Annotated in this window: 22 protein-coding genes and 1 pseudogene; 8 read left to right on the top strand and 15 right to left on the bottom strand. The window is 70.4% G+C overall.

The window, feature by feature from the left end; translation table 11 throughout:
* Nucleotides 1-493: 493 nt before the first annotated feature.
* The 6 genes and pseudogenes from RV986_RS10540 to RV986_RS10515 all read left to right on the top strand — a co-directional run bounded on the left by RV986_RS10540 (nucleotide 494) and on the right by RV986_RS10515 (nucleotide 4,329).
* The gene (locus RV986_RS10540; RefSeq protein WP_475917129.1) at nucleotides 494-790 is read left to right on the top strand and encodes a hypothetical protein; all 297 of its coding nucleotides are present in this window, start codon (nucleotides 494-496) and stop codon (nucleotides 788-790) included.
* A gap of 190 nt (nucleotides 791-980) precedes the next feature.
* Nucleotides 981-1,364 (top strand): carboxymuconolactone decarboxylase family protein, encoded by a 384-nt coding sequence (locus RV986_RS10535; RefSeq protein WP_475917128.1) that lies wholly within the window; start codon nucleotides 981-983, stop codon nucleotides 1,362-1,364.
* A pseudogene (locus RV986_RS10530) lies at nucleotides 1,361-1,759 on the top strand (NAD(P)-binding domain-containing protein); the annotation flags it as partial. The gene RV986_RS10535 and the pseudogene RV986_RS10530, both read left to right, overlap by 4 nt.
* Nucleotides 1,760-1,841: 82 nt before the next feature.
* Entirely contained in the window at nucleotides 1,842-2,231 is a 390-nt protein-coding gene (locus RV986_RS10525; RefSeq protein ID WP_475917127.1) for an NAD-binding protein, read from the top strand.
* A 102-nt stretch (nucleotides 2,232-2,333) separates the two neighbouring features.
* A complete protein-coding gene (locus tag RV986_RS10520) occupies nucleotides 2,334-3,803 on the top strand; it encodes an AlkA N-terminal domain-containing protein (RefSeq protein WP_475924244.1) in 1,470 nt (489 codons plus the stop codon).
* A gap of 43 nt (nucleotides 3,804-3,846) precedes the next feature.
* Nucleotides 3,847-4,329 (top strand): methylated-DNA--[protein]-cysteine S-methyltransferase, encoded by a 483-nt coding sequence (locus RV986_RS10515; protein WP_475917126.1) that lies wholly within the window; start codon nucleotides 3,847-3,849, stop codon nucleotides 4,327-4,329.
* A 13-nt stretch (nucleotides 4,330-4,342) separates the two neighbouring features.
* Here the strand turns inward: RV986_RS10515 and RV986_RS10510 are convergent, their stop codons facing one another.
* The 3 genes from RV986_RS10510 to RV986_RS10500 all read right to left on the bottom strand — a co-directional run bounded on the left by RV986_RS10510 (nucleotide 4,343) and on the right by RV986_RS10500 (nucleotide 6,956).
* Entirely contained in the window at nucleotides 4,343-5,083 is a 741-nt protein-coding gene (locus RV986_RS10510; protein WP_475917125.1) for a Sir2 family NAD-dependent protein deacetylase, read from the bottom strand.
* A gap of 85 nt (nucleotides 5,084-5,168) precedes the next feature.
* Nucleotides 5,169-5,660, bottom strand: a complete 492-nt coding sequence (locus RV986_RS10505; protein ID WP_475917124.1) for an NUDIX domain-containing protein — start codon at nucleotides 5,658-5,660, stop codon at nucleotides 5,169-5,171.
* Between the two features lie 180 nt (nucleotides 5,661-5,840).
* Nucleotides 5,841-6,956 carry an ADP-ribosylglycohydrolase family protein gene (locus RV986_RS10500; RefSeq protein WP_475917123.1) on the bottom strand — a complete coding sequence of 372 codons (1,116 nt, stop codon included), beginning with the start codon at nucleotides 6,954-6,956 and terminating at the stop codon, nucleotides 5,841-5,843.
* Between the two features lie 145 nt (nucleotides 6,957-7,101).
* Here RV986_RS10500 and RV986_RS10495 point away from each other — a divergent pair, with 145 nt between their 5' ends.
* Entirely contained in the window at nucleotides 7,102-8,277 is a 1,176-nt protein-coding gene (locus RV986_RS10495) for a glycerate kinase (protein ID WP_475917122.1), read from the top strand.
* 338 nt (nucleotides 8,278-8,615) lie between these two features.
* Here RV986_RS10495 and pssA read toward each other — a convergent pair whose 3' ends face one another.
* From pssA to RV986_RS10450, 9 genes are all read right to left on the bottom strand, one after another.
* A complete protein-coding gene (pssA, locus tag RV986_RS10490; protein WP_475924243.1) occupies nucleotides 8,616-9,434 on the bottom strand; it encodes a CDP-diacylglycerol--serine O-phosphatidyltransferase in 819 nt (272 codons plus the stop codon).
* A 22-nt stretch (nucleotides 9,435-9,456) separates the two neighbouring features.
* On the bottom strand, nucleotides 9,457-10,113 hold the full coding sequence (locus RV986_RS10485) for a phosphatidylserine decarboxylase (RefSeq protein ID WP_475917121.1): 657 nt from the start codon (nucleotides 10,111-10,113) through the stop codon (nucleotides 9,457-9,459).
* A 180-nt stretch (nucleotides 10,114-10,293) separates the two neighbouring features.
* Complete coding sequence (locus tag RV986_RS10480) at nucleotides 10,294-11,499, bottom strand: acyl-CoA dehydrogenase family protein (protein WP_475917120.1); 1,206 nt, start codon at nucleotides 11,497-11,499, stop codon at nucleotides 10,294-10,296.
* A gap of 2 nt (nucleotides 11,500-11,501) precedes the next feature.
* Nucleotides 11,502-12,029, bottom strand: a complete 528-nt coding sequence (locus tag RV986_RS10475) for a MaoC family dehydratase (protein WP_475917119.1) — start codon at nucleotides 12,027-12,029, stop codon at nucleotides 11,502-11,504.
* A gap of 5 nt (nucleotides 12,030-12,034) precedes the next feature.
* The gene (locus RV986_RS10470) at nucleotides 12,035-13,000 is read right to left on the bottom strand and encodes an HpcH/HpaI aldolase/citrate lyase family protein (protein WP_475917118.1); all 966 of its coding nucleotides are present in this window, start codon (nucleotides 12,998-13,000) and stop codon (nucleotides 12,035-12,037) included.
* A complete protein-coding gene (locus RV986_RS10465; protein ID WP_475917117.1) occupies nucleotides 12,997-15,051 on the bottom strand; it encodes a protein meaA in 2,055 nt (684 codons plus the stop codon). The genes RV986_RS10470 and RV986_RS10465 overlap by 4 nt, the downstream gene beginning before the upstream one ends.
* Before the next feature lie 9 nt (nucleotides 15,052-15,060).
* Complete coding sequence (ccrA, locus tag RV986_RS10460; protein WP_475917116.1) at nucleotides 15,061-16,398, bottom strand: crotonyl-CoA carboxylase/reductase; 1,338 nt, start codon at nucleotides 16,396-16,398, stop codon at nucleotides 15,061-15,063.
* 537 nt (nucleotides 16,399-16,935) lie between these two features.
* On the bottom strand, nucleotides 16,936-17,748 hold the full coding sequence (locus RV986_RS10455) for a TetR family transcriptional regulator (protein WP_475917115.1): 813 nt from the start codon (nucleotides 17,746-17,748) through the stop codon (nucleotides 16,936-16,938).
* A gap of 136 nt (nucleotides 17,749-17,884) precedes the next feature.
* A complete protein-coding gene (locus RV986_RS10450; RefSeq protein WP_475917114.1) occupies nucleotides 17,885-19,690 on the bottom strand; it encodes a 3-hydroxyacyl-CoA dehydrogenase family protein in 1,806 nt (601 codons plus the stop codon).
* A 375-nt stretch (nucleotides 19,691-20,065) separates the two neighbouring features.
* Here RV986_RS10450 and RV986_RS10445 point away from each other — a divergent pair, with 375 nt between their 5' ends.
* Nucleotides 20,066-20,635 (top strand): adenylosuccinate lyase, encoded by a 570-nt coding sequence (locus RV986_RS10445; RefSeq protein WP_475917113.1) that lies wholly within the window; start codon nucleotides 20,066-20,068, stop codon nucleotides 20,633-20,635.
* A 142-nt stretch (nucleotides 20,636-20,777) separates the two neighbouring features.
* Here the strand turns inward: RV986_RS10445 and RV986_RS10440 are convergent, their stop codons facing one another.
* From RV986_RS10440 to RV986_RS10430, 3 genes are all read right to left on the bottom strand, one after another.
* Nucleotides 20,778-21,314: an N-acetyltransferase family protein gene (locus RV986_RS10440; protein ID WP_475924242.1), complete on the bottom strand. Its 537-nt coding sequence runs from the start codon at nucleotides 21,312-21,314 to the stop codon at nucleotides 20,778-20,780.
* 26 nt (nucleotides 21,315-21,340) lie between these two features.
* Complete coding sequence (locus tag RV986_RS10435; protein ID WP_475917112.1) at nucleotides 21,341-21,739, bottom strand: RidA family protein; 399 nt, start codon at nucleotides 21,737-21,739, stop codon at nucleotides 21,341-21,343.
* Between the two features lie 111 nt (nucleotides 21,740-21,850).
* Complete coding sequence (locus tag RV986_RS10430) at nucleotides 21,851-23,470, bottom strand: alpha/beta hydrolase (protein WP_475917111.1); 1,620 nt, start codon at nucleotides 23,468-23,470, stop codon at nucleotides 21,851-21,853.
* Between the last annotated feature and the right edge of the window lie 51 nt (nucleotides 23,471-23,521).

Below are 23,521 nucleotides of genomic sequence, written 5' to 3'. Positions count from 1 at the left end.
CGGTGCCCCGGTGACCCGGTGACCCGGTGTGCCGAGAGCGAGTCCAGCCAGCGGTTCAGCGCGTCCCGACGGCCCTTCGTGACCAGGGACTCCGGATAGCTCTTGTACGTCGTGTGCGGGAAGAGCAGCGGGATCATGTCCTCGGGCGAGCGGATCGTCGTGACGGCTCGGCCCCGGCGCGCTGCACCGGCACCGGCACCCGCGCCCGCCGCTCCTGGAAGCGCCGGTCCAGCGCCTCGATCGTGTCCCGCGGATTCACGTGCGTCATCGCCGTCCCTGGCAGGTGCGCCTCCGGTCGTGGTAGACGTGCGTCCTGGCGAACTTTCCGCATGACGCCGCCGAGCCCGCCCCCGCAGCCGGACACCTCCCGGCCCCGCAGAGGCGGCCGGCCCACGCTGGAGCAGGCCGCCCAACTGGACCGGAGCGTCAGGGAAAAGGCCCTCGAACTGTTCCTGGAGCACGGCTCCCCGGCAAGGAGGCCGTCTTCCGCTCGGTGCTCGCGTGGGCGATGGGGCGCACGGACTGGCCCGTACCGGAGCCGGCCGAGCCCGAGCCGGCCGAGCCCGAGCCGGCCGAGCCCGAGCCGGCCGAGCCCGAGCCGGCCGAGCCCGAGCCCGACGACCTGGAAGCCGCGCTGACCGCGATCGCCGACGCGGCCCCGCGGCGCGCGCTCGACCCGTCGATGGTCAGGCTCGGGCAGATCGCGATCGCCCACGCGTCCCGCTTCCCCGAGATCGCCCACCTCGTCCCTCACCTGTCCGCTCGCGGAATCTTCGTTTACGCTCAGTGAGAGGGATGTTCTCCCTAGAGGAGAGTCCCGCATGTCCGTGTGTCACGACCACTGGATCGGCGGCAAGACCGTCAGCCTGCCCCTCACCCGACCCGCCGCCTGCTGCTCTGCCTAGTGCCCTCCGACTACCGCCCGACCTGCTGCCCCTGTCCATCACCCCTGTCCATCACCCCTGTCCCTGGGAGAACCCATGGAAGAGACCGACGAGTTGCGCGCCGCCCGCGCCGTGCGCCGGGCCGTGCTCGGCGACGCCTACGTCGACGGCGCGACCGCCGACCCCGACCAGGCCGGCCGGGAGTTCCAGGACTACGTCACGGCGACCGCGTGGGGTGTCTGGGCGCGGAGCGGTGCCCTCAGCCCCCGTGACCGGAGCCTGCTGGTGATGGCGATGACGGCGGCGCTGGGCCGGATGGACGAGTTCCGGGTACACGCGAGCAGTTCGCCGCGCACGGGTGTCACCGACGAGGAGATCGACGAACTGCTCTTCCAGATCTCCGCCTACTGCGGCGTCCCCGCCGCAGTGGCCGCACGGCGCGGCGTCAAGGCCGTACGGGCGGAGCGTGAGGGCGCATGACCGCCGAGGACGCCACCGTGACGGTCGGCTTCGTGGGCCTCGGCAACATGGGCGGGGCCCTGGCGGCGAACGTGGTCGGGGCCGGTCTCGGCCTCGTGGCCCACGACGCCGCGGGCCCCGGGCGCACACCCTCGGGCGCCACACACGCCGCCGACGTGACCCAGGTCGCCCGCCGGGCCGACGTGGTGGTGCTCAGCCTCCCCGACGGCACGGCGTCGCAGGACGTGGCGCGCGAACTCGCGGCCGCCATCGACCGCCGTACCACCCACGTCGTCGACACCTCGACGATCGGGGTGAGCGCCGCCCGGTCCGTCGCGGCGCTGCTCGCCGAGAGCGGTGTCGCGTACGTCGACGCGCCGGTCTCCGGCGGAGTGGCCGGTGCCCGGGCCCCCACCCTCTCCGTGATACGCCGGGAGCGACGAGGCCTGCGCCCGCGTCGAACCGGTCCTCGCCGCCCTGAGCGACCGCCGCCGACGGGTGGGCGACCGCCCGGGACTCGCCCAGGCACTGAAGCTGGCCAACAACTTCCTGGCGGCCACCACGCTCGCCGCGACGAGCGAGGCGATCGCCTTCGGGATGTCGGTGGGCCTCGACATGGCCACCATGCTGGAGGTGCTGGACGGGGCCGGCGGGCGGAGCGCCGCGACACACGACAAGTTCCCGAACCACGTCCTCACCGGCCGCTACGCCGCCGGTTTCACCAACACACTGATGACCAAGGACGTACAGCTCTACCTGCGCGCCGCCGCGGAGCAGGGCCGCCCGGCACCGATCGGGGCCGCCACGGGCTCGCTCTGGGAGAGCTTCGCCACGAAGGAACCCGGCGCCGACTTCACCCGCGTCTTCCCCTACGTCGAAGGAGCGTGACACCCTCGACGAGGTCTTGACCTCGGGCCCGGTGAGGTTGATGTCGGATTCTCGCCAGCCCCGGCCGCGTGCGTGTCCGATGCTGGAGCCATGCGGAACGCGATGCACACCGACACCGAGCGCTGTGTACGCGCCGTCCGGTCCAAGGACGCGCGCTTCGACGGATGGTTCTTCACAGCGGTCCTGACCACCCGGATCTACTGCCGGCCCAGCTGCCCTGTCGTACCGCCCAAGCCCGAGAACATGACGTTCTACCCCAGCGCGGCCGCTTGCCAGCAGGCCGGATTCCGGGCCTGCAAGCGGTGCCGCCCGGACACCAGCCCCGGCTCGCCCGAGTGGAACCAGCGCGCCGACCTGGTCGCCCGCGCCATGCGCCTGATCGGTGACGGCGTCGTGGACCGCGAGGGCGTACCGGGTCTGGCGGGCCGGCTCGGCTACAGCACCCGCCAGGTCGAACGGCAGCTGCTGGCCGAGCTGGGCGCGGGACCGCTCGCGCTCGCCCGGGCCCAGCGGGCCCAGACCGCGCGGCTGCTCATCGAGACCACCCCGCTCCCGATGGCGGAGATCGCCTTCGCCGCCGGGTTCGCCTCGATCCGCACCTTCAACGACACCGTGCGCGAGGTCTTCGCCCTCTCCCCGAGTGAGCTGCGCAGCCGCACGCCCAAGAAACAGGCGGCGGCCACACCCGGTGTGCTGTGCCTGCGGCTGCCCTTCCGCGCCCCCCTCAACCCCGACAACCTCTTCGGCCACCTCGCGGCGACCGCCGTACCCGGTGTCGAGGAGTGGCGCGACGGCGCGTACCGGCGCACCCTGCGCCTGCCGTACGGCCACGGCATCGTCGGGCTCACCCCGCTCGCCGACCACATCGCCTGCCGTCTCACCCTCAGCGACCTGCGCGACCTGCCCGTCGCCATCAGCCGCTGCCGCCGCATGCTCGACCTGGACGCCGACCCGGTGGCCGTCGACGACCAGCTGCGCACCGACCCGCTGCTCGCCCCGCTCGTCGACAAGGCGCCGGGCCGCCGGGTGCCGCGCACCGTCGACGAGGCGGAGTTCGCCGTACGGGCCGTGCTCGGCCAGCAGGTCTCCACGGCCGCCGCCCGCACCCACGCGGCCCGCCTGGTCACCGCGCACGGCGACCCCGTCGACGACCCCGAGGGCGGCCTCACCCACCTCTTCCCGTCCCCGGAGGCCCTCGCCGCGCTGGACCCGACATCGCTCGCGATGCCGAACACCCGACGCACCACCTTCACCACCCTCGTGCGCCAACTGGCCGACGGCAGCCTCCACTTGGGGGTGGAGAGCGACTGGGCGGAAGCCCGCGCCCGCCTCCTCGCCCTCCCCGGCTTCGGCCCCTGGACGGTCGACGTCATCGGTATGCGCGCCCTCGGCGACCCCGACGCGTTCCTCCCCACCGACCTCGGAATCCGGCGCGCGGCCCAGGAGTTGGGCCTGCCGTCGACCCCGGCCGCGCTCACGGCACGCGCGGCCGCGTGGCGCCCCTGGCGGGCGTACGCGGTCCAGTACCTGTGGGCGACGGACAGCCACCCGATCAACTTCCTCCCCGTATGAGCCCCCCATATGAGCCCCCCCCGCATGAGCCCCAGGACGCACAGTGAAACAACACACGGTCATCGACAGCCCCTACGGCCCCCTCACCCTCGTCGCCGACGACGGCGTTCTGCGCGGCCTCTACATGGCCGGGCAGCGCCACCGGCCGCCGGAGGAGACCTTCGGCGAGCGCGACGAGACACCGTTCGGTGCGGCGACGGACCAACTGCGTGCCTATTTCGCCGGCGAGCTCAAGGAGTTCGACCTGCCGCTGCGCCTCGACGGCACCGACTTCCAGCGCAGCGTCTGGGACCAGCTGTGCCGGATCCCCTACGGCGAGATCCGCTCGTACGGCGAACTCGCCGACGCCCTCGGCAATCCCAAGGCCTCCCGCGCGGTGGGCCTCGCCAACGGCAAGAACCCGATCGGCATCATCGTTCCCTGCCACCGCGTGGTCGGCGCGAACGGCAGCCTCACCGGATACGGCGGCGGCCTGGACCGCAAGCAGCGGCTGCTGGACTTCGAGAGCGGCACGGCTCTCTTCTAGCCGTCTGTCTTCTCTAGCCGTCTGTCTTCCAGTCGCCCAGCCTGTCCAGCAGTTTGGGCAGGGAGGTGCCGATCGGCTCCCGTACGACCTCCTCCGCCCGGTCGTCGTACGGCGTCGGCTCGGCGTTGACGATGATCAGCCGTGCCCCGTGGTCGGCGGCGAGACCCGCGAGTCCGGCGGCGGGCTGCACCTGCAGGCTGCTGCCGACCGCGATGAACACCTGACACGCCTTGGTGATCGCCATCGCTTCACCGAGCACCACCGGATCGAGCCGCTCCCCGAACATCACCGTCGCCGACTTCAGGATCCCGCCGCACTCCAGGCACGGCGGATCGTCCTCCCCGGCCTCGACCCGCGCGAGGGCGTCCTCCATGGGCACCCTCGCGTGACACTTCGTGCACACGACGGTACGTGCGGTGCCGTGCAGTTCGAGCACCTTGCGGGCCGGCATCCCGGCGAGCTGGTGCAGGCCGTCGACGTTCTGCGTGATCACCCGCACCGGCACCCCGGACCGCTCCAGCTCGGTCACCGCCCGGTGCGCCGCGTTCGGTTCGGCCCGCAGCGTCCGGTTCTTCCGCCGCATCTGCCACGAGCGGCGCCGGATCTCCGGGTCGCCCATGTAGTACTCGTACGTCACGAGCTTCTCGGCCTCCGGGTCGCGCCGCCACAGCCCGTTCGGCCCGCGATAGTCGGGGATGCCGGAGTCGGTGGAGATGCCTGCGCCACTGAGAAGGGCGACGAGGGGCTTTTTCATGCTGCCGAGGGTAGGTCGCGCCGAGCGGCACGGCGAATGGAATTCGGAGGGGGAGGATGCCGGAGAAACCGGGGAAGGACGCGACCTAGCCGACCCGGTGCCCGTTCTCCAGTTCCGCCGTGCCCGGGCCCTCGGCCAGCACGTCCAGGGCGGCGAGTACACGGCGGCCGAGCGCGCCCGGCAGGTGGTCGGGCAGTTCCTCGCGCGCGACCAGGCGCCAGGACAGCAACTCCTCCTCCTGCAGGCGGATCGCCTTGAGTTCCTGTTCGCTCAGGACCCCGCCGTCGTAGAGGTAGGCCACCAGCGGGGGGCGTGCCGTGCCGTGCACCCAGTCGACCGCGAGGAGGCGGCCCAGCGGGACGTCGAGGCCGATCTCCTCGGCGGTCTCGCGGCGGGCGCCCTGGCGCGGGGTCTCACCGTCGTCCGATTCGATGGTGCCGCCCGGAAGGGCCCAGCCCTCGCGGTAGTTCGGCTCGACGAGCAGGACGCGGCCGTCGCCGTCGCGGAAGAGGGCGGCGGCACCGGCGATGACACGGGGGAGGCCCGCGATGTATGCGGCGAAGTCTGGAGTGGTCATCCCCGAAGCGTAACGAGCCCGCGCGGCCGTTCCTCGGACATGCCGCCCGGCTCGACGGAGGGGGACGGCGGACGGCGGAGCGGAACTCGACGACCTCCAGCCGCTGTTGAGTTCCCGGCGCGACCGCCCGCCGGCCGCTCGGACCGCTCGCCCCCGCGGCATCCGTCCGGTCCTCCTCCGTCAGCCCTCGGCCACGGCCTCGGCCTCGGTTTGCGCCTGCGTCAGCGCGACCGTGCGCGCGGCCAGCTCACTGATCCGTACGCCGTCGAAACCGAACACGGCGCTGCGTACGGTGTCCTCCAGGGGGTCCTTCCACTGCGCGGGAATGGCCGCGGCCCCGCACAGGACCCCCGCCACCGAGCCCGCCGTAGCACCGTTCGAGTCGGTGTCCAGGCCGCCGCGGACGGTCAGGGTGATGGTCCGGGTGAAGTCGCCGTCGCCGTACAGGAGTCCGGCGGTGAGCACGGCGGCGTTCGGGATCGTATGGATCCAGCCGAGCCCGGCGGTCTCCTCGGACACCGTGGTGAGCGTGTCCTCCCAGGTCATCCGGGTCTCGTGCAGCGTGAGCACCCGGCGTACGGTGCGGGCCAGCCGACTGCTCGCCGGGATGACGGTCAGTGCCGTGTCCAGCGCGTGCCGGACCGTGGGGGCGGTGAACGCGGCCGAGATCAGCGCCGCGGCCCACATCGCGCCGTACACGCCGTTGCCGGAGTGGGACAGCACGGCGTCCCGGCGGGCGAGGGAGGCCGCCCGGCGCGGGGCACCCGGACAGGTCCAGCCGTAGACGTCGGCGCGGATCAGGGCGCCGATCCACTCCTGGTACGGATTCTCGTACGTCGCCGTCAGCGGCGGTTTGAGGCCGTTGGCGAGGTTGCGGTACGTGGCCCGCTCCGCGGTGAACGTCTGCAGATACGGCAGCCGCAGCAGCCACAGGTCGCCGACCTGCTCCGTGCTGAAGCCGAACCCGTGCGTCTCCAGCAGGTCCAGCCCGAGGATCGCGTAGTCGACGTCGTCGTCACGGCAACTTCCGTGAATACGACCGCGCACGCACTGCCGCCACTCGGGCCGCAGCTGGAACTCGTCGCTGTCGCCGGCACTGCTGCCGGTGGTGGCGGTGGAGGGTTCGGGAAAGTAGTCGGTGAGCGGCAGGGCGGCGGCCTGTCGCAGGTAGCGGTCGATGCGGTCCCGCGTCCAGTGGTCGCCCTGCTCGACCGGCTTGCCGAGCATGTTGCCCGAGATCCGGCCCAGCCAGCCCCCGAGGACGCGGTCCGCGAGCTCAGTGCCCACAGGGGTCATGGCTCCGGTTTACCCAATTCCGGGCCCGGCCGCGCGCTGTTGCGCCGTCCGGTCGGGGCATGACGGCGAGGCCGTCCTCCGGTTAAGGTCACAGCGGCGCGACTGCCTTGACGTGTGCAAGGCCGGAAAGCAAGGGGAATGCAAGGTGGCGGACTCTGCTGTGAAGTCGACACGTGCGGGCACCGGGCGCGTTCCGCGGGTACTGATCGCCGCGGACAAGTTCAAGGGCTCGCTGACCGCCGTGCAGGTCGCGGAGCGTGTCGCGGCCGGGCTGCGGCGGGTCGCGCCGGGCGTCGAGGTCGAGGCGCTGCCCGTGGCCGACGGCGGCGACGGGACCGTGGACGCGGCGGTCGCGGCCGGTTTCGAACGGCGTGAGGTACGGGTCGCCGGGCCGCTGGGCCACGAGCTCACCGCCGCGTTCGCGCTGCGCGGCGACACCGCGGTGGTGGAGATGGCGGAGGCGAGCGGGTTGCAGCGACTGCCCTCCGGGGCGTTCGCGCCGCTCACCTCGTCGACGTACGGGTCCGGGGAACTGTTGCGGGCCGCGCTGGACGCCGGGGCGCGGACGATCGTGTTCGGGGTGGGCGGGAGCGCCACGACGGACGGTGGGGCGGGGATGCTGTCCGCGCTCGGGGCGCGGTTCCTGGACGCGGAGGGGGAGCCGGTGGCTCCCGGCGGTGCGGCGCTGAGCGACTTGGCGACCGCGGATCTGTCCGGGCTGGACCCCCGGCTGGCCTCCGTGGACCTCGTTCTCGCCAGTGACGTGGACAACCCGCTCACCGGGCCGAAGGGTGCGCCCGCCGTGTACGGGCCGCAGAAGGGGGCGAGCCCCGACGACGTGGAGGCGCTCGACGCGGCCCTCGTCCACTTCGTCACCGTCCTGGAGAAGTCGTCGATCGGGCTCAGGGCGGTGGAGTACGCGCAGGCGCCGGGGGCGGGGGCCGCGGGCGGTATCGGTTACGGTGCGCTGGTCCTGGGCGCGCGTTTCCGTCCCGGCATCGAGGTCATGCTCGAAGTCCTCGGCTTCGGGCCCGCGCTGGACCGGGCCACTCTTGTGATCACCGGCGAGGGGTCGCTCGATGAGCAGACCCTGCACGGGAAGGCTCCGGCGGGGGTGGCGGCCGCGGCTCGTGCCGCCGGCAAGGAGGTCGTGGCGGTCTGCGGGCGCCTCGCTCTTCGCCCGGAGGCGCTCGGCAAGGCCGGTATCCGGCGGGCGTACCCCCTGACCGAGGTCGAGCCCGATATCGTCCGCTGCATCTCCGATGCCGGGCCGATCCTGGAAACGGTCGCGGAAAACATCGCCCGCGACTTCCTGACCTGACCCACCCCACTCTTGGGATGCGGCCTCCGCCCTGTCCTCAATCCCCGGACGGGCTGAATGACATGGGCCCGCACCCCGTCAGGGGCGCGGGGAACTGCGCGCCCAGCCCCCACCGTCCGTCAGGCCGAGCGAATCCGGGCAGGCGGATATTCGGGGCGCAGCCCCGGCCCGAGGGGCGCGGGGAACTGCGCGAGCAACCCCACCCACCCGCAGTCGAAACGGAGCCCACCAGGGTCGGTGGGCGGAGCTCCCCGCTACGCCGAAGGGCCCCGAACCGATATCCCGGTTCGGGGCCCTTCAGGCACATACAGACAGACGAACAAACAACACTTCAAACGCTACGGCAGCTGCGCGGCCCGCGCCTCACGCCGGTTGTCGCGGAAGTTGTTCACCCGACGAGCCGTGGCGAAGAGCGGAATCACCGCCCCCATGACGAGCTGCAGCGCACAGCCGGTCTGGAGGAGGAGCTGCCCGCTGGGGGCGTCGAAGGCCCACGCGGCCAGGAGTCCCATCGAGAGGACGATCCAGGAGAGCATCGCCACCGCGAGGCGCCCCCGCGGCTTCGGGTACTCCACCCGGCTCACCATCAGCCAGGCCGTACCGAGGATCGCCATCAGCGTCGCCGCGAAGGGAAGCTCCAGGAGCACGATCGAGACGACCGTCAGCGCTCCGAACGGCGACGGCATGCCCTGGAACGTACCGTCCTTCACCGTGACGCAGGAGAAGCGGGCGAGGCGAAGGACGACCGCGAGCAACACCACGATCGCGCCGACCGCGGCCACTCTCTGGTGCGCGTCGTCCGCGACCATGCCGTAGACGAGGACGAAGTACGCCGGCGCCAGACCGAAGCTGATCAGGTCCGACAGGTTGTCCAGCTCCGCGCCCATCGGGGAGGAGCGCAGCTTCCTCGCCACCAGGCCGTCGAAGAGGTCGAAGACCGCGGCGCAGAGCATCAGGATGACGGCCGTGGCGGCGCTGTGGCGCGCCATGCCGGACTCCTGGCTGCCGGTGAGGTGCGGGATCAGAATGCCCGTGGTGGTGAAGTACACCGCCATGAAGCCGCACGTGGCGTTGCCGAGGGTGAGGGTGTCCGCTATTGAGAGGCGGAGCGAGAGGGGCATCTCCTCCTCGTCGTCCACCTCGTCGGCCTCCGGCACCCAGCCGGCCTGTGTCTCAGGATCAATCACGGTCAATTCGAGTCACCCCAGCCACGGTCTTCTGACCGACCTCCACATCGGCCTCGACACCCTCGGGGAGGTAGATGTCGACGCGCGAGCCGAAGCGGATCAGACCGATCCGCTCGCCCTGCTCGACCTTCGTACCCTGAGGGATATAAGGAACGATACGACGGGCGACCGCGCCGGCGATCTGGATCATCTCGATGTCACCGAGCTCGGTGTCGAAGTGCCAGACAACGCGTTCGTTGTTCTCGCTCTCCTTGTTGAACGCCGGAACGAACCCACCGGGGATGTGCTCGACCGAGGCCACCGTGCCGGAGAGCGGGGCGCGGTTGACGTGGACGTTGAGCGGGCTCATGAAGATCGCGACGCGGGTGCGCCCGTCCTTCCACGGCATGATGCTCTGCACCACACCGTCGGCGGGCGAGATGACTCTGCCCTGGGCGATCTCACGCTCGGGGTCGCGGAAGAACCACAGCATGCCCGCCGCGAGCGCGGTGGCGGGTACGGCCACGGCCTTGGCGGCGCCGGAGTGGCGCGCCCTGGCCAGGCTGAGGGCTGCGGTGGCAACGGTCGGGAGGAGCCACGGCGATGCTCCGCGCGCAAGGCGTACGCCGACCAGGCTGTCGCGAGGTGCAGAGGTTTGGCTGTGGGGCATGGATGACCTTCGTAGCGGATGATGCCGCGCTGTAACGGGGGACGGCGGCTTTCCCGGGATCGTACCGGTCGTGGGCCGCAACTCGGCAAGCCAGGAAGCCGAGTCGGCAGCCGAAGAGTGCTGACGGGGTGTGATCTTCTTCTCGAAGAAAACACCCCGAAGCAGGACATCCAACCCTGGTTAACCCTGGAGTCGATACTCTTCGAGCAGTCGACGCCCGATGATCATTTTCTGGATTTCGGCGGTGCCTTCGCCGATCAGCAGCATCGGCGCCTCGCGGTAGAGACGCTCGATCTCGTACTCCTTGGAGAAGCCGTAGCCTCCGTGGATCCGGAAGGCGTCCTCGACCACTTCCTTGCAGTATTCGGAGGCGAGGTACTTCGCCATCCCCGCCTCAAGGTCGTTTCGTTCACCGGAGTCCTTTTTGCGTGCAGCATTCACCATCATTGCATGGGCCGCTTCGACCTTGGTAGCCATTTCGGCCAGCTTGAACTGGATGGCCTGGTGCTGCGCGATCGGTTTGCCGAACGTGTGACGCTGCTGGGCGTAGGAGACGCCCAGCTCAAATGCGCGCTGCGCGACACCGCAGCCGCGTGCCGCCACATTGACGCGGCCGACCTCGACTCCGTCCATCATTTGGTAAAACCCTCGGCCCGTGGTCCCGCCGAGTACCCGATTGGCCGGAATACGCAATCCGTCCATGATGAGCTCGGTCGTGTCGACGCCCTTGTAGCCCATCTTGTCGATCTTCCCGGGGATGGTGAGGCCGGGGCGGACCTCTCCGAAGCCGGGCTCCTTCTCGACCAGGAAGGTCGTCATCGACTTGTGGGGCGCCGTACCCTCGGGGTGTCCTTCGTCACTTCGTACGAGTACGGCCACCAGGTTCGACGAGCCGCCGTTCGTCAGCCACATCTTCTGACCGTTCAGGACGTACTCGTCGCCGTCCCTGACCGCCTTCGAGGTGATCGCGGAGACGTCCGAGCCGAGACCCGGCTCCGACATCGAGAACGCGCCGCGCACCTCGCCCAGCGCCATCCGGGGCAGGAAGTGGTCCTTCTGCTCCTGTGTGCCGTGCTGCTTGAGCATGTACGCCACGATGAAGTGCGTGTTGATGATGCCGGAGACCGACATCCAGCCACGGGCGATCTCCTCCACGCAGAGCGCGTAGGTGAGGAGGGACTCGCCCAGGCCCCCGTACTCCTCCGGGATCATCAGACCGAACAGACCCAGTTCCTTGAGGCCGTCGACGATCTGCTGGGGGTACTCGTCGCGGTGCTCCAGCTCGGTGGCGACCGGGAGGATCTCCTTGTCCACGAAGTCGCGGACGGTGGAGAGGATCTCCTGCTGGACGTCGGTGAGACCGGCGGTCTGGGCGAGTCGCGCCATGGCTACTTCTCCGTCTTCTTTTCCGCAGGTGCGGTCAGCTCCGGGCGGCCGGGCTGCTCGCCGCCGCGCTCCTTGATGTATGTCTCGGTCGGCACCATGACCTTGCGGCGGAACACGCACACCAGGGTGCCGTCCTGCTTGTAGCCCTTGGTCTCGACGTGCACGATCCCGCGGTCGCTCTTCGACTTCGAGGGCGTCTTGTCCAGGACCGTGGTCTCGCCGTAGATCGTGTCGCCGTGGAAGGTCGGTGCCACGTGCTTCAGCGACTCGATCTCCAGGTTGGCGATCGCCTTGCCGGAGACGTCCGGGACGGACATGCCGAGCAGCAGCGAGTAGATGTAGTTGCCCACGACGACGTTCCTGCCGAAGTCCGTCGTCCTCTCCGCATAGTTCGAGTCCATGTGGAGGGGGTGGTGGTTCATGGTCAGGAGACAGAAGAGGTGGTCGTCGTACTCCGTGACGGTCTTTCCGGGCCAGTGCTTGTAGACCGCGCCGACCTCGAACTCCTCGTACGTGCGTCCGAACTGCATGGGGCTCAGGCCTCCGGGGCTTCGAACTTGCTGGTGCGCTGCATGCCGGCCGCCCGGCCCTTGCCCGAGATGACCAGCGCCATCTTGCGACTGGCCTCGTCGATCATCTCGTCGCCGAGCATCGCGGAGCCCTTCCTGCCGCCCGCCTCGGACGTGTAGTACTCGTATGCGTCCAGGATCAGCTCGGCGTGGTCGAAGTCCTCCTGGGAGGGCGAGAAGATCTCGTTGGCGGCGGCGACCTGGTCCGGATGGAGCACCCACTTGCCGTCGAAGCCGAGCGCGGCGGCGCGCCGGGCGACCTCGCGGTAGCCCTCCTGGTTGCGGATCTGGAGGTAGGGGCCGTCGATCGCCTGCAGGTCGTGCGTACGGGCGGCCATCAGGATGCGCATCAGGATGTAGTGGTAGGCGTCCGCCGGGTAGCCCGGCGGCTGCTCGCCCACGACCAGCGACTTCATGTTGATGGAGGCCATGAAGTCGGCCGGGCCGAAGATGATGGTCTCTACACGCGGCGAGGCGGCGGCGATGTCGTCGACGTTGACGAGCCCCTTCGCGTTCTCGATCTGCGCCTCGATGCCGATCTTGCCGACCTCGAAGCCCATGGTCTTCTCGATCTGGGTCAGCAGGAGGTCGAGGGCGACGATCTGCTGGGCGTCCTGGACCTTCGGCAGCATGATGCAGTCGAGGTTCTGGCCGGCCCCCTCGACGACCGTGACGACATCGCGGTACGTCCAGTGCGTCGTCCAGTCGTTCACGCGTACGACCCGCGTCTTGCCCGTCCAGTCGCCCTCGTTGAGGAACTTCACGATGGTGTGCCGCGCCTCGGGCTTGGCGAGCGGGGCGCAGGCGTCCTCCAGGTCCAGGAAGACCTGGTCCGCGGGGAGGCCCTGGGCCTTCTCCAGGAAGCGGGGGTTCGAGCCGGGGACGGCCAGGCAGGAACGCCGCGGGCGAAGGCGGTTGACGGGCGTGGTCATGCGGGGACCTCCAGAGGGTCGAGCTTGTTTGCTTTCCGGATCTCGTCGACGATGCGGCCGATGATGCCGGTGATGTCGAAGTCCTTCGGAGTGAAGACCGCGGCCACTCCGGCGGCCAGTAGCTGCTCGGCGTCACCATTCGGGATGATGCCACCGGCGATCACCGGTATGTCTGTGGCACCGGCCACATGGAGGCGTTCCAGGACGTCCGGCACGAGCTGGGCGTGCGACCCGGAGAGGATGGACAGGCCCACCGCGTGCACGTCCTCGGCGACCGCCGCGTCCACGATCTGCTCGGGCGTGAGCCGGATGCCCTGGTAGACCACCTCGAACCCGGCGTCGCGGGCCCGCACGGCGATCTGCTCGGCGCCGTTGGAGTGCCCGTCCAGGCCCGGCTTGCCCACCAGGAAGCGGAGCTTGCCGACGCCGAGTTCGCGGGCGGTCCCCTCGACCTTGCGGCGCACCAGCGCCAGCGCGGTGCCCTCCGCGGCGGTGACGGCGACGGGCGCGGACGAGACACCGGTGGGGGCGCGGAACTCGCCGAACACCTCGCGCAGGGCCCCGGACCACTCGCCGGTCGTGACCCCGGCGCGGGCACACTCCAGGGTGGCCTCCATCAGGTTGCCGGTGCCCTTGGCGGCCTCCTTCAGCCGCTCCAGCGCCTTGCAGGGGCGCGGGTGATTGAACGGCGGCTGATAGCGGGTGTCGCGCCACTGCTGGAGCGCGGCGACGACGCGGGCCTCGACCGCCGGGTCGACCGTCTGGATCGCCGCGTCCAGGTCGGCGGTGAGCGGGTTCGGCTCGGTCGACTCGAAGATGTTGACGCCGACGATCTTGTCGGTGCCGCCCTCGATCCGGGCCCGGCGCTCGGCGTGCGAGGAGACGAGCTGCGACTTCAGATAGCCCGACTCGACGGCGGCCATCGCCCCGCCCATCTCGTCGATCCGGTCGATCTCGGCGAGCGACTCCTCGACCAACTGGGCGACCTTCGCCTCGATGACGTGCGAGCCCTCGAAGATGTCCTCGTACTCCAGCAGGTCGCTCTCGTGCGCCAGCACCTGCTGGATGCGCAGCGACCACTGCTGGTCCCAGGGCCGGGGCAGCCCCAGCGCCTCGTTCCAGGCGGGCAGCTGCACGGCACGCGCGCGTGCGTCCTTGGACAGAGTCACGGCCAGCATCTCCAGCACGATCCGCTGGACGTTGTTCTCCGGCTGGGCTTCGGTCAGGCCCAGGGAGTTGACCTGGACGCCGTACCGGAAACGCCGCTGCTTGGCGTCCTGGATGCCGTACCGCTCGCGCGTGATCTCGTCCCAGATACGCCCGAACGCGCGCATCTTGCACATCTCCTCGATGAAGCGGACGCCCGCGTTCACGAAGAAGGAGATACGCGCGACGACATCGCCGAACTTCTCGGCGGGGACCTGCCCGGAGTCCCGGACGGCGTCCAGCACGGCGATGGCCGTCGACATCGCGTACGCGATCTCCTGGACCGGGGTCGCCCCCGCCTCCTGGAGGTGGTACGAGCAGATGTTGATGGGGTTCCACTTGGGCATGTGGGAGACCGTGTACGCGATCATGTCCGTGGTCAGCCGGAGCGAGGGCACCGGCGGGAAGACATGGGTCCCCCGGGACAGGTACTCCTTGACGATGTCGTTCTGGGTCGTCCCCTGGAGCTTGGTGATGTCGGCGCCCTGCTCCTCGGCGACGACCTGATAGAGCGCCAGCAGCCACATGGCGGTGGCGTTGATGGTCATCGAGGTGTTCATCTGCTCCAGGGGGATGTCCTGGAACAGCCGGCGCATGTCACCGAGGTGCGAGACCGGTACCCCGACCCGGCCGACCTCGCCGCGGGCGAGGATGTGGTCGGGGTCGTAGCCGGTCTGCGTCGGCAGGTCGAAGGCCACGGAGAGGCCCGTCTGCCCCTTGGCGAGATTGCGCCGGTACAACTCGTTGGACGCCTCGGCGGTGGAGTGACCGGCGTACGTGCGCATGAGCCACGGCCGGTCCCTTTCTCGTCGCGTCTGGGCAGACGCGGGCTGGCGCTCTGTCATGGGTGAACCTCAGACGTTCCGGAAGCGGTTGATGGCATCGATGTGCTGGGCGCGCTTCTCCTCGTCGCGCACGCCCAGCCCCTCGCCGGGCGCCAGCGCGAGCACGCCGACCTTGCCCTGGTGGAGGTTGCGGTGCACGTCGTACGCGGCCTGCCCGGTCTCCTCCAGGGAGTACACCTTGGAGAGCGTCGGGTGGATCTTGCCCTTGGCGACCAGCCGGTTGGCCTCCCAGGCCTCGCGGTAGTTGGCGAAGTGCGAGCCGATGATGCGCTTCAGGGACATCCACAGGTAGCGGTTGTCGTACTCGTGGTTGTAGCCCGAGGTCGAGGCGCAGGTGACGATGGTGCCGCCCTTGCGGGTGACGTAGACGGAGGCGCCGAAGGTCTCGCGTCCGGGGTGCTCGAAGACGATGTCGACGTCCTCGCCGCCGGTCAGCTCACGGATGCGCTTCCCGAACCGCTTCCACTCCTTCGGGTCCTGGTTGTGCTCGTCCTTCCAGAACTTGAAGTCCTCGGCGTTGCGGTCGATGATCGCGTCGGCGCCCATCGCCCGGCAGATGCCCGCCTTCTGCTCGCTGCTCACGACACAGATGGGGTTGGCGCCACCGGCGAGCGCGAACTGCGTGGCGTACGAGCCGAGTCCACCGCTCGCGCCCCAGATGAGCACGTTGTCGCCCTGCTTCATCCCGGCGCCGTTGCGGGAGACCAGCTGGCGGTACGCGGTGGAGTTCACGAGCCCGGGGGCGGCGGCCTCCTCCCACGACAGATGGCCGGGCTTGGGCATCAGCTGGTTGGACTTCACGAGAGCCATCTCGGCGAGACCGCCGAAGTTGGTCTCGAAGCCCCAGATGCGCTGCTCGGGGTCGAGCATCGTGTCGTTGTGCCCGTCGCTGGACTCCAGCTCGACGGACAGGCAGTGCGCGACGACCTCGTCACCGGGCTTCCAGGCGTTGACGCCGGGGCCGGTGCGCAGGACGACGCCCGCGAGGTCGGAACCGATGATGTGGTACGGCAGGTCGTGGCGCTTGGTGAGCTCGCTGAGCTTGCCGTAGCGCTCCAGGAAACCGAAGGTCGCCATCGGCTCGAAGATCGAGGTCCAGACCGAGTTGTAGTTGACGGAGGAGGCCATGACGGCCACCAGGGCCTCGCCCGGGCCGAGCTCCGGCACCGGCACGTCGTCCAGGTGGATCGACTTGCGGGGGTCCTTGTCGCGGGTGGTGAGCCCGGCGAACATCTCCGTCTCGTCCTTGTGCACGGTGATCGCGCGGTACGAGTCGGGGAGCGGCAGAGCGGCGAAGTCGGCAGACGTGGCCGTCTGCGACTGAATCGCGTCCAGGATGTCCTTCATGGTGTTGCCTCCGGCGACGAGCGTCTTGAGGGGAGACGCTGAGGGTTACGTCGGTGCTGCTGCTGGGAGTGAGGGGTGTGCCGTCGGTTCGGCGGAGGGGGTGGTGCGGTGGCGGCGCCGGGTCGGCGCACGAGGGTGCCTGTGACGCAGGCGTCCGGGCGCGCTCGCCTGGGAGAGGCTTGCGGGGACAGCCGGCGTACGAAGGGTCTCTGCACGCCGGCCGCCCGGACAACATCAACGTATGGCACGCCGTGTCACCTCGCAAGGCACGGAGTGCCATGAGTTTCGCTCAGGTGAAATCTTTACGTAACACGTGAGCGATGATCGATCAGATCGACCGATGATCGATCAAAAACCGCTGCTCAGAGGCGGTATCGCGGGTCGCTTCGGGGGCCCGGTACGGCGGGCGGCGCAGCCGCGGAAGCGAACGCCGGGTGTCGGGTTCGGGGCACACGGGCGCCGGGTCGGCACCGGGAGGCGCGGGTGTGGGTGTGGGTGTTGTGGGATCGGGGCGGTGCGGGATCGGGGGGCGCTGCCCTACGACCGTTCCCGCAGCGCCTTCTCGATGGTCCGCATCACCTGGTCCAGGGGTGCGTCGACCCGAGCCACGGTCACCAGCACGTCCCCCTCCGTGAAGGAGGACGCCGGCGTCGACCGGGGCGTGGCGTCCCGCCCGGCCCCGATGCCCGTCCCGAACGTCTTCCGGACGATGGAGAAGGCGTGGTCCAGCTGCGCCTCGACGTCACCCTGGCCCCCGGCCCGCAGCCAGCGGCGTAGGACATGGTTGTGCGCCGTGACCACGGCGGACGCGGCGACCTCCGCGAGCAGCGGATCGTCGTTGGCGTCGTCGTCGTGCGCGTGCTCGTCGAAGTGGCCCAGGAGGTAGCGGGTGAAGAGCCGCTCGTACCGGGCCACGGAGGCGATCTCGGCCTCGCGCAGCGTCGGTACCTCACGCGTCAGCTTGTAGCGCGAGACGGAGATCTCGGGCTGGGCCGCGTACATCTTCATGACTTCCTTGATGCCGCGGCACACCGTGTCGAGCGGGTGCTCGTGCGCCGGCGCCGCGTTCAGGACCGCCTCGGCACGGATCAGGGTGTCGTCGTGATCGGGGAAGATCGCCTCTTCCTTGGAGCGGAAGTGGCGGAAGAACGTACGGCGGGCCACCCCGGCCCGGGCCGCGATCTCGTCGACGGTGGTCGCCTCGTACCCCTTGGTCGCGAACAGCTCCATGGCCGCGGCCGCCAGTTCCCGGCGCATCTTGAGCCGTTGGGCGGCGGCGCGACTGCCCGCGGCGCTCTCCGGTGCGTCGGGCGTGGCAGGTGTACGTGAGGACTTGGCGGGCTGGGACATGCCCCGAACGTACTGCATGTGCGCAGGGGAACGTGCATGTCCGGGGAACCCCCCGCCCGCCAGGGACGGGGGGTTGCCGGTCGGGTCGAGCAGTCCGCCCCAGTCGGCGCTGTCTCGCAACCGGTCGCCGGAACGCTCAGCGGCGGGCATGTTCGCGGAAGCCGCGGCCCGTCTTGCGGCCGAGGCAGCCCGCGGCCACCAGGTGCTCCAGGAGCGGCGCCGGGGCGAGCCCGGGGTCGCGGAACTCTCGGTGGAGCACCTTCTCGATGGCCAGGGAGACGTCCAGGCCGACCACGTCCAGGAGCTCGAAGGGCCCCATCGGGTACCCGCCGCCCAGCCTCATCGCCGCGTCGATGTCGTCGAGGGAGGCGTAGTGCTCCTGCACCATCTTGATCGCGTTGTTCAGGTACGGGAAGAGCAGCGCGTTCACGATGAATCCGGCGCGGTCCCCGCAGTCCACCGGGTGCTTGCGGATCTTCCCGCACAGCTCGCGGACCGTGGCGTGCACATCGTCCGCGGTCAGGACGGTCCGGACCACCTCGACGAGCTTCATCGCCGGGGCCGGGTTGAAGAAGTGCATGCCGATGACGTCCTGCGGGCGCGAGGTGGCGCGGGCGCAGGCGACGACGGGCAGCGAGGAGGTGGTCGTGGCGAGGATCGCGCCGGGCTTGCAGACCTTGTCGAACACCCCGAACAGCTGCTGCTTGACCTCCAGGTCCTCGGCGACCGCCTCCAGGGCGAGATCGACCTCGGCGAAGGCGTCGTACGAGCCCGCCGGGACGATCAGGTCCAGGGTGCCCGCGGCGGCCTCGGCGGTCATCCGGCCCTTGTCGACCGAGCGGGCCAGGGACTTGCCGATACGGGCCTTGGCGGCCCGGGCCTTCTCCTCGGTGCGGGCGGCGAGGACGACCTCGTACCCGGCCTTCGCGAAGACCTCGGCGATGCCCGACGCCATGGTCCCGGAGCCCGCGACACCGACGGAGCCGATCGTACGGCCGGGGAACTCGGGTCCGCCGGAAAGGGGAGTCAGGGCGTCCCGCACGACCGTCGCGCTGCCGGACGCCTCGTACGAGTAGAAGCCGCGCCCCGACTTCCTGCCGGTCAGGCCCGCCTCGCTGAGCTGCTTGAGGATGGGGGCGGGCGCGTGCAGCCGGTCACGGGACTCGGCGTACATGGCCTCCAGGACCGTACGGGCGGTGTCGACGCCGATCAGGTCGAGCAGCGCGAGCGGCCCCATGGGCAGTCCGCAGCCGAGCTTCATCGCGGCGTCGATGTCCTCGCGGGAGGCGTACTTGGCCTCGTACATCGCGGCGGCCTGGTTCAGGTAGCCGAACAGCAGCCCGTCGGCGACGAAGCCGGGGCGGTCGCCGACCGCGACGGGCTCCTTGCCGAGGTCGAGCGCGAGGTTGGTGACCGCGCTCACGGCCGTGGGCGCGGTCAGCACGGACGACACGACCTCGACCAGCTTCATCGCCGGGGCCGGGTTGAAGAAGTGCAGGCCCAGGACGCGCTCGGGGCGGGCCGAGTCGGCGGCCAGCCGGGTCACCGAGAGGGCGTTGGTGCCGGTGGCCAGGATGGTGTCCGGGCGCACGATGCCGTCCAGCGCGCGGAACACCTGCTGCTTGATGTCGTACGACTCCGGAGTCACCTCGATGACCAGGTCGGCGTCGGCCGCGGCCACGAGGTCGGTGAAGGTGCGGAAGCGGGCCAGGGCGTCGGCGCGCTCCTGCTCGGTGAGCCGCTCGCGCCGCACGGCACGGGCGGTGGAGGCTTCGAGGGCGCTGACGGCCTGAGTGGCCGCGGCCTCGCTGATGTCGATGCCGATGACGTCGCGGCCGGCCCGGACGAGGACCTCGGCGATGCCGGTGCCCATCGTGCCGAGGCCGACGACGGCGACGGTCCTGAGCGGGGACAGAGGGGTGTCGGACAGGGGAGTGGCCATCGCGGGACTCCAGGAAGAGGGTGACGACTGAGGAGCGCACGCAGGTACGCCGAGGGGGCGCACGGAGTGCGGAGAGTGCGGGTGTTGCCGGGCTGACGAGCGCACACGCCCGGTGCCGTCCGAACGGGGTGCCCGCGAGGGCGTGCCCGGTGAACGGTGAAGCCGACCGGCTCTGTCCCGGAGCCATGTCGTACTGAGGTACCTGAGGCACCGAACCGACTGCTCTCGCGGCGGCTGCGTCACCAGGCCACCGCAAGCAAGACACGAGTGGGTAACTCGCTCGTCTGAGCTTAACCCGCCAGTAACGAGCGCGCCAGCCCCCGAGTTTGTGATGTAGGTCCCGGAGCCACGGGAGCCGCGCCTAGGCTCGGCATCATGGACGAAGAGTTGCGATCACTCACGGAGCGTTTACGAAACGAGGCGGGAGCGTCGTCGGAGTACGAGCGACTCGTGGCGGCCGAGGACCCGGATGCGCTGGCCGACGCGCTGACCGCGGCCGGACAGCCCTTGTGGGCGCGGGAGTTGGTCGCCTTCCGGCTCGGGCTCGCCGGCGACCGGCGGGCCTTCGAGGCGCTCGTCCTGCTGCTCAACCACCGCGACCCGCAGCGCTGCGCGTCCGCGGCGTACGCGCTCGCCCGGCTCGGCGATCCCCGTACGGCCCGCGCGGCGGCCGCGCTCGCCACCAATGAACTGCGCGTCGCCTACGCGCTCCATCCGGTACGGCTCCTGGTCGAGCTGCGCGCTCCCGAGGCCGTACCGGCGCTGATCACCACGCTGCGGCGCAGACTGCGCCCGCACGACCCCTACCGCAGAGTCGCGCTCGCCTGTGTGGAGGGGCTCGGAGAGCTGGGCGACGCCCGCGCCAGACCCGTCCTGGACGAGGCGCTCGCTCATCCGGCCCTCGCCGAGGCGGCCGTACGCGCGCTGGCCCGACTGCCCGGGTGACACGGCGGGCGGCCGACGGGCCGCCTCCCGCAGCGCCTCGTCGACCGTGCTCACCGGTGTCGTCGCGCTCCGGACCCAGCCCTTCGAGCGTAGTCCGTGACGTCCGCGCGGGAGCGGTCGGAACCGGAAAGATGTTCCCGAGCTACCGGCGGGCCCCGGTGTCGGCGCCGGAGCGGGTGAGGATGCGGGCGTATCGGACCTCGGGCACCGCGACACCCTCCACCTCGAACGGCTCCTCGGCACCGTCGGGGCCGAACCCGGCCCGTTCGTAGAACCGACGCGCCCTCTCGTTCCCCTTGAGCACCCACAGCAGCATCCGCTCGTACCCGGCAGCGGCGCACCGGCCCGTCGAGGCGGTGAGGAGTGCGCGCCCCGCCCCGGCTCCGGCCCGGTCGGGATGGACGTAGATCGCGTACAACTCGGCCGCCCCGGTGTCGTCGGCCCGGACTTCGTCGTCCCGGTACGGACCGTGACAGGCCCAGCCGACCACCTCGCCGTCCCGCTCCGCGACCAGGTTCACGACCGTGCCGTCGCTCCGCTCGAAGTGCTCACGCCGTCGCTGCGCGTCCTGCTCCACACCGAGCGCGTCGAGGTACGACTGGGGAATCAGCCCCTTGTACGCGCTCTGCCAGCCGCGGACGCGGATCTCGGCCACCCGCTCGCAGTCCGGGAGGACCATCTCCCGGATCCGGACCGGCACCGCGCTCACTCGCCCACCACCGCGTACGCCTCGATCTCCATCAGGAACTCGGGGCGCACCAGCGCGGCGACCTGGACCGCCGACGCGGCCGGGAGGCGGTCCGCGGGTATGTGGGCGTCGCGGGCCGCACGGATCGCCGGCATATGAGCCATGTCCGTGACGAAGAAGGTGAGTTTGACGACGTCGTCGAAGGTCGCGCCGGCGGCGGCCAGACAGCGGCGCAGGTTCTCGAACACCTGGCGGGCCTGGGCCCCGGGGTCGCCCTCGCCGACCAGCTTGCCGTCCTCGTCCAGGGCGAGCTGCCCCGAGACCGCCACGAAGCGGCCCGTACCGAGGACGACATGCGAGTACGCGGCGGCGGGGGCGACCCCGTCGGGGGCGGGAATGCGGGTCAGCTCACTCATGCGTCCATGGTGGACCATGGGTCTGACAACGCCCCCGACGGGCCGTCAAGGCGTGTTCAGTACGTGTTCAGTACGTGCTCAGTACGTGCTCAGTACGTGCTCAGCGCGTGCTCAGCCGCGGAAGCCGAGCAGACCGTGCAGCGTCGCACCGTCCGAGGCCGCGTCTCCCGAGACCGCACCGGCCGAGGCGGTGGACAACGCCGCCTTCGCGCTCTGCGGCTCCGGGTCCGGCAGCTTCTTGCACACCGCGTCGGCCTCGCCACCGCCGTGCGGCACCTTGCCGTTGGTGAGATACGCCGCCAGGTACTTGTCCAGACAGGCGTTGCCGCTCAGCGTGATGCCGTGGTTCCCGCCGCCCTGTTCGACCACCAGGCTGGAGCCGCGCAGTTGGTGGTGGACCGTCACACCGCCCTCGTAGGGAGTGGCCGCGTCGTTCGTGGCCTGGAAGAGCAGGGTCGGCGGCAGCGCCTTGTTGGCGATGTTCACCGGCCGCAGCGTGTCCGTGGGCCAGAACGCGCACGGCGCGTTGTACCAGGCGTTGTTCCAGGCCATGAACGGCGCCTTGCCGTACACCGCCCAGTTGTCCTTGCGCCACTGGTTCCAGTCGCGCGGCCAGGACGCGTCCCGGCACTGCACCGCGGTGTAGATGCTGTAGCCGTTGTCGCCCGAGGCGTCGATCGCGGCGAAGTTCTCGTAGGCCGCGACGAGCGGGGCCGTCTTCTTGTCGTTCGCATAGGCCGCGAACGCCTGGGCGAGGGTGGGCCAGTAGCCGTTGTAGTAGCCGCCCGGGATGAAGGTGTCCTCCAGTTCGGAGGCGCCCACCTTCTTGCCCGCGGGGTTCTTGGCCAGGGCTCCCCGCATCGCGTACCACTTGGCCTCGACCTTGGCCGGGTCGGTGCCGAGCCGGTAGGTCGCGTTGTGCTTCGCGACCCACGCCATGAACGCCAGATGGCGGTCGTCGAAGGCGTAGTCCTGGCCGATGTTGTCGTCGTACCAGACGCCGGTGGGGTCGACGATGGAGTCGAGCACCAGGCGGCGCACGCGCTGCGGGTAGAGCTTCGCGTACACGGCGCCCAGGTAGGTGCCGTACGAGTAGCCGAAGTAGTTGATCTTCTTGGCGCCGAGCGCGCCGCGGATCGAGTCCATGTCCCGGACCGCGCTCACCGTGTCGATGTACGGCAGCAGGCTCGCGTACTTCTTTCCGCAGGCCTTCGCGAAGGCCTTGGCGCGGTCGAGGTTGGCCCTCTCGATCGCCGGGGTGCCGGGCACGGAGTCCGGCCGTACGGGATCGAAGTGGCCGGGCCTGCAGTCCAGGGCGGGCTTGCTCGCGCCGACATCGCGCGGGTCGAAGCCGATGACGTCGTACTGTGCCGCCACCGCCTTCGGCAGCGCGGAGGCGACGAATCCGGCCAGGGTGAGCCCGCTGCCGCCGGGGCCGCCCGGGTTCACCAGCAGCGGCCCCTGGTACGTCTTCGCGGTGTGCGGGACGCGCGAGAGGGCGAGGGTGATCCGCCGGCTGCGGGGGTTCGAGTGGTCCAGCGGTACCTGCAGGGACGCGCACTGGAGCGTCGGGTAGTCGCTGGTGGCGCACTTCTTCCAGGTGAGTTTCGCGGTGGTCCGGGTGGTGCGCGGTGCGGTCGCGGAACCGGCGCTCGCGTCGGCGGGGATCGACGTGATCATCCCGGCCAGCACGGCGACAGCACCGCACAGTGCAGCTGCGCGTTTCTTCACAAGCCCTCCCAGGGCGGAGGAATTTGAGCCGTGCACGCCACGGCCTTCGCC

It is taken from the genome of Streptomyces sp. RLA012 (assembly GCF_056270325.1).
Note: the sequence above shows the minus strand (reverse complement) of the source record. Positions and strands in the feature narration are given on the sequence as shown.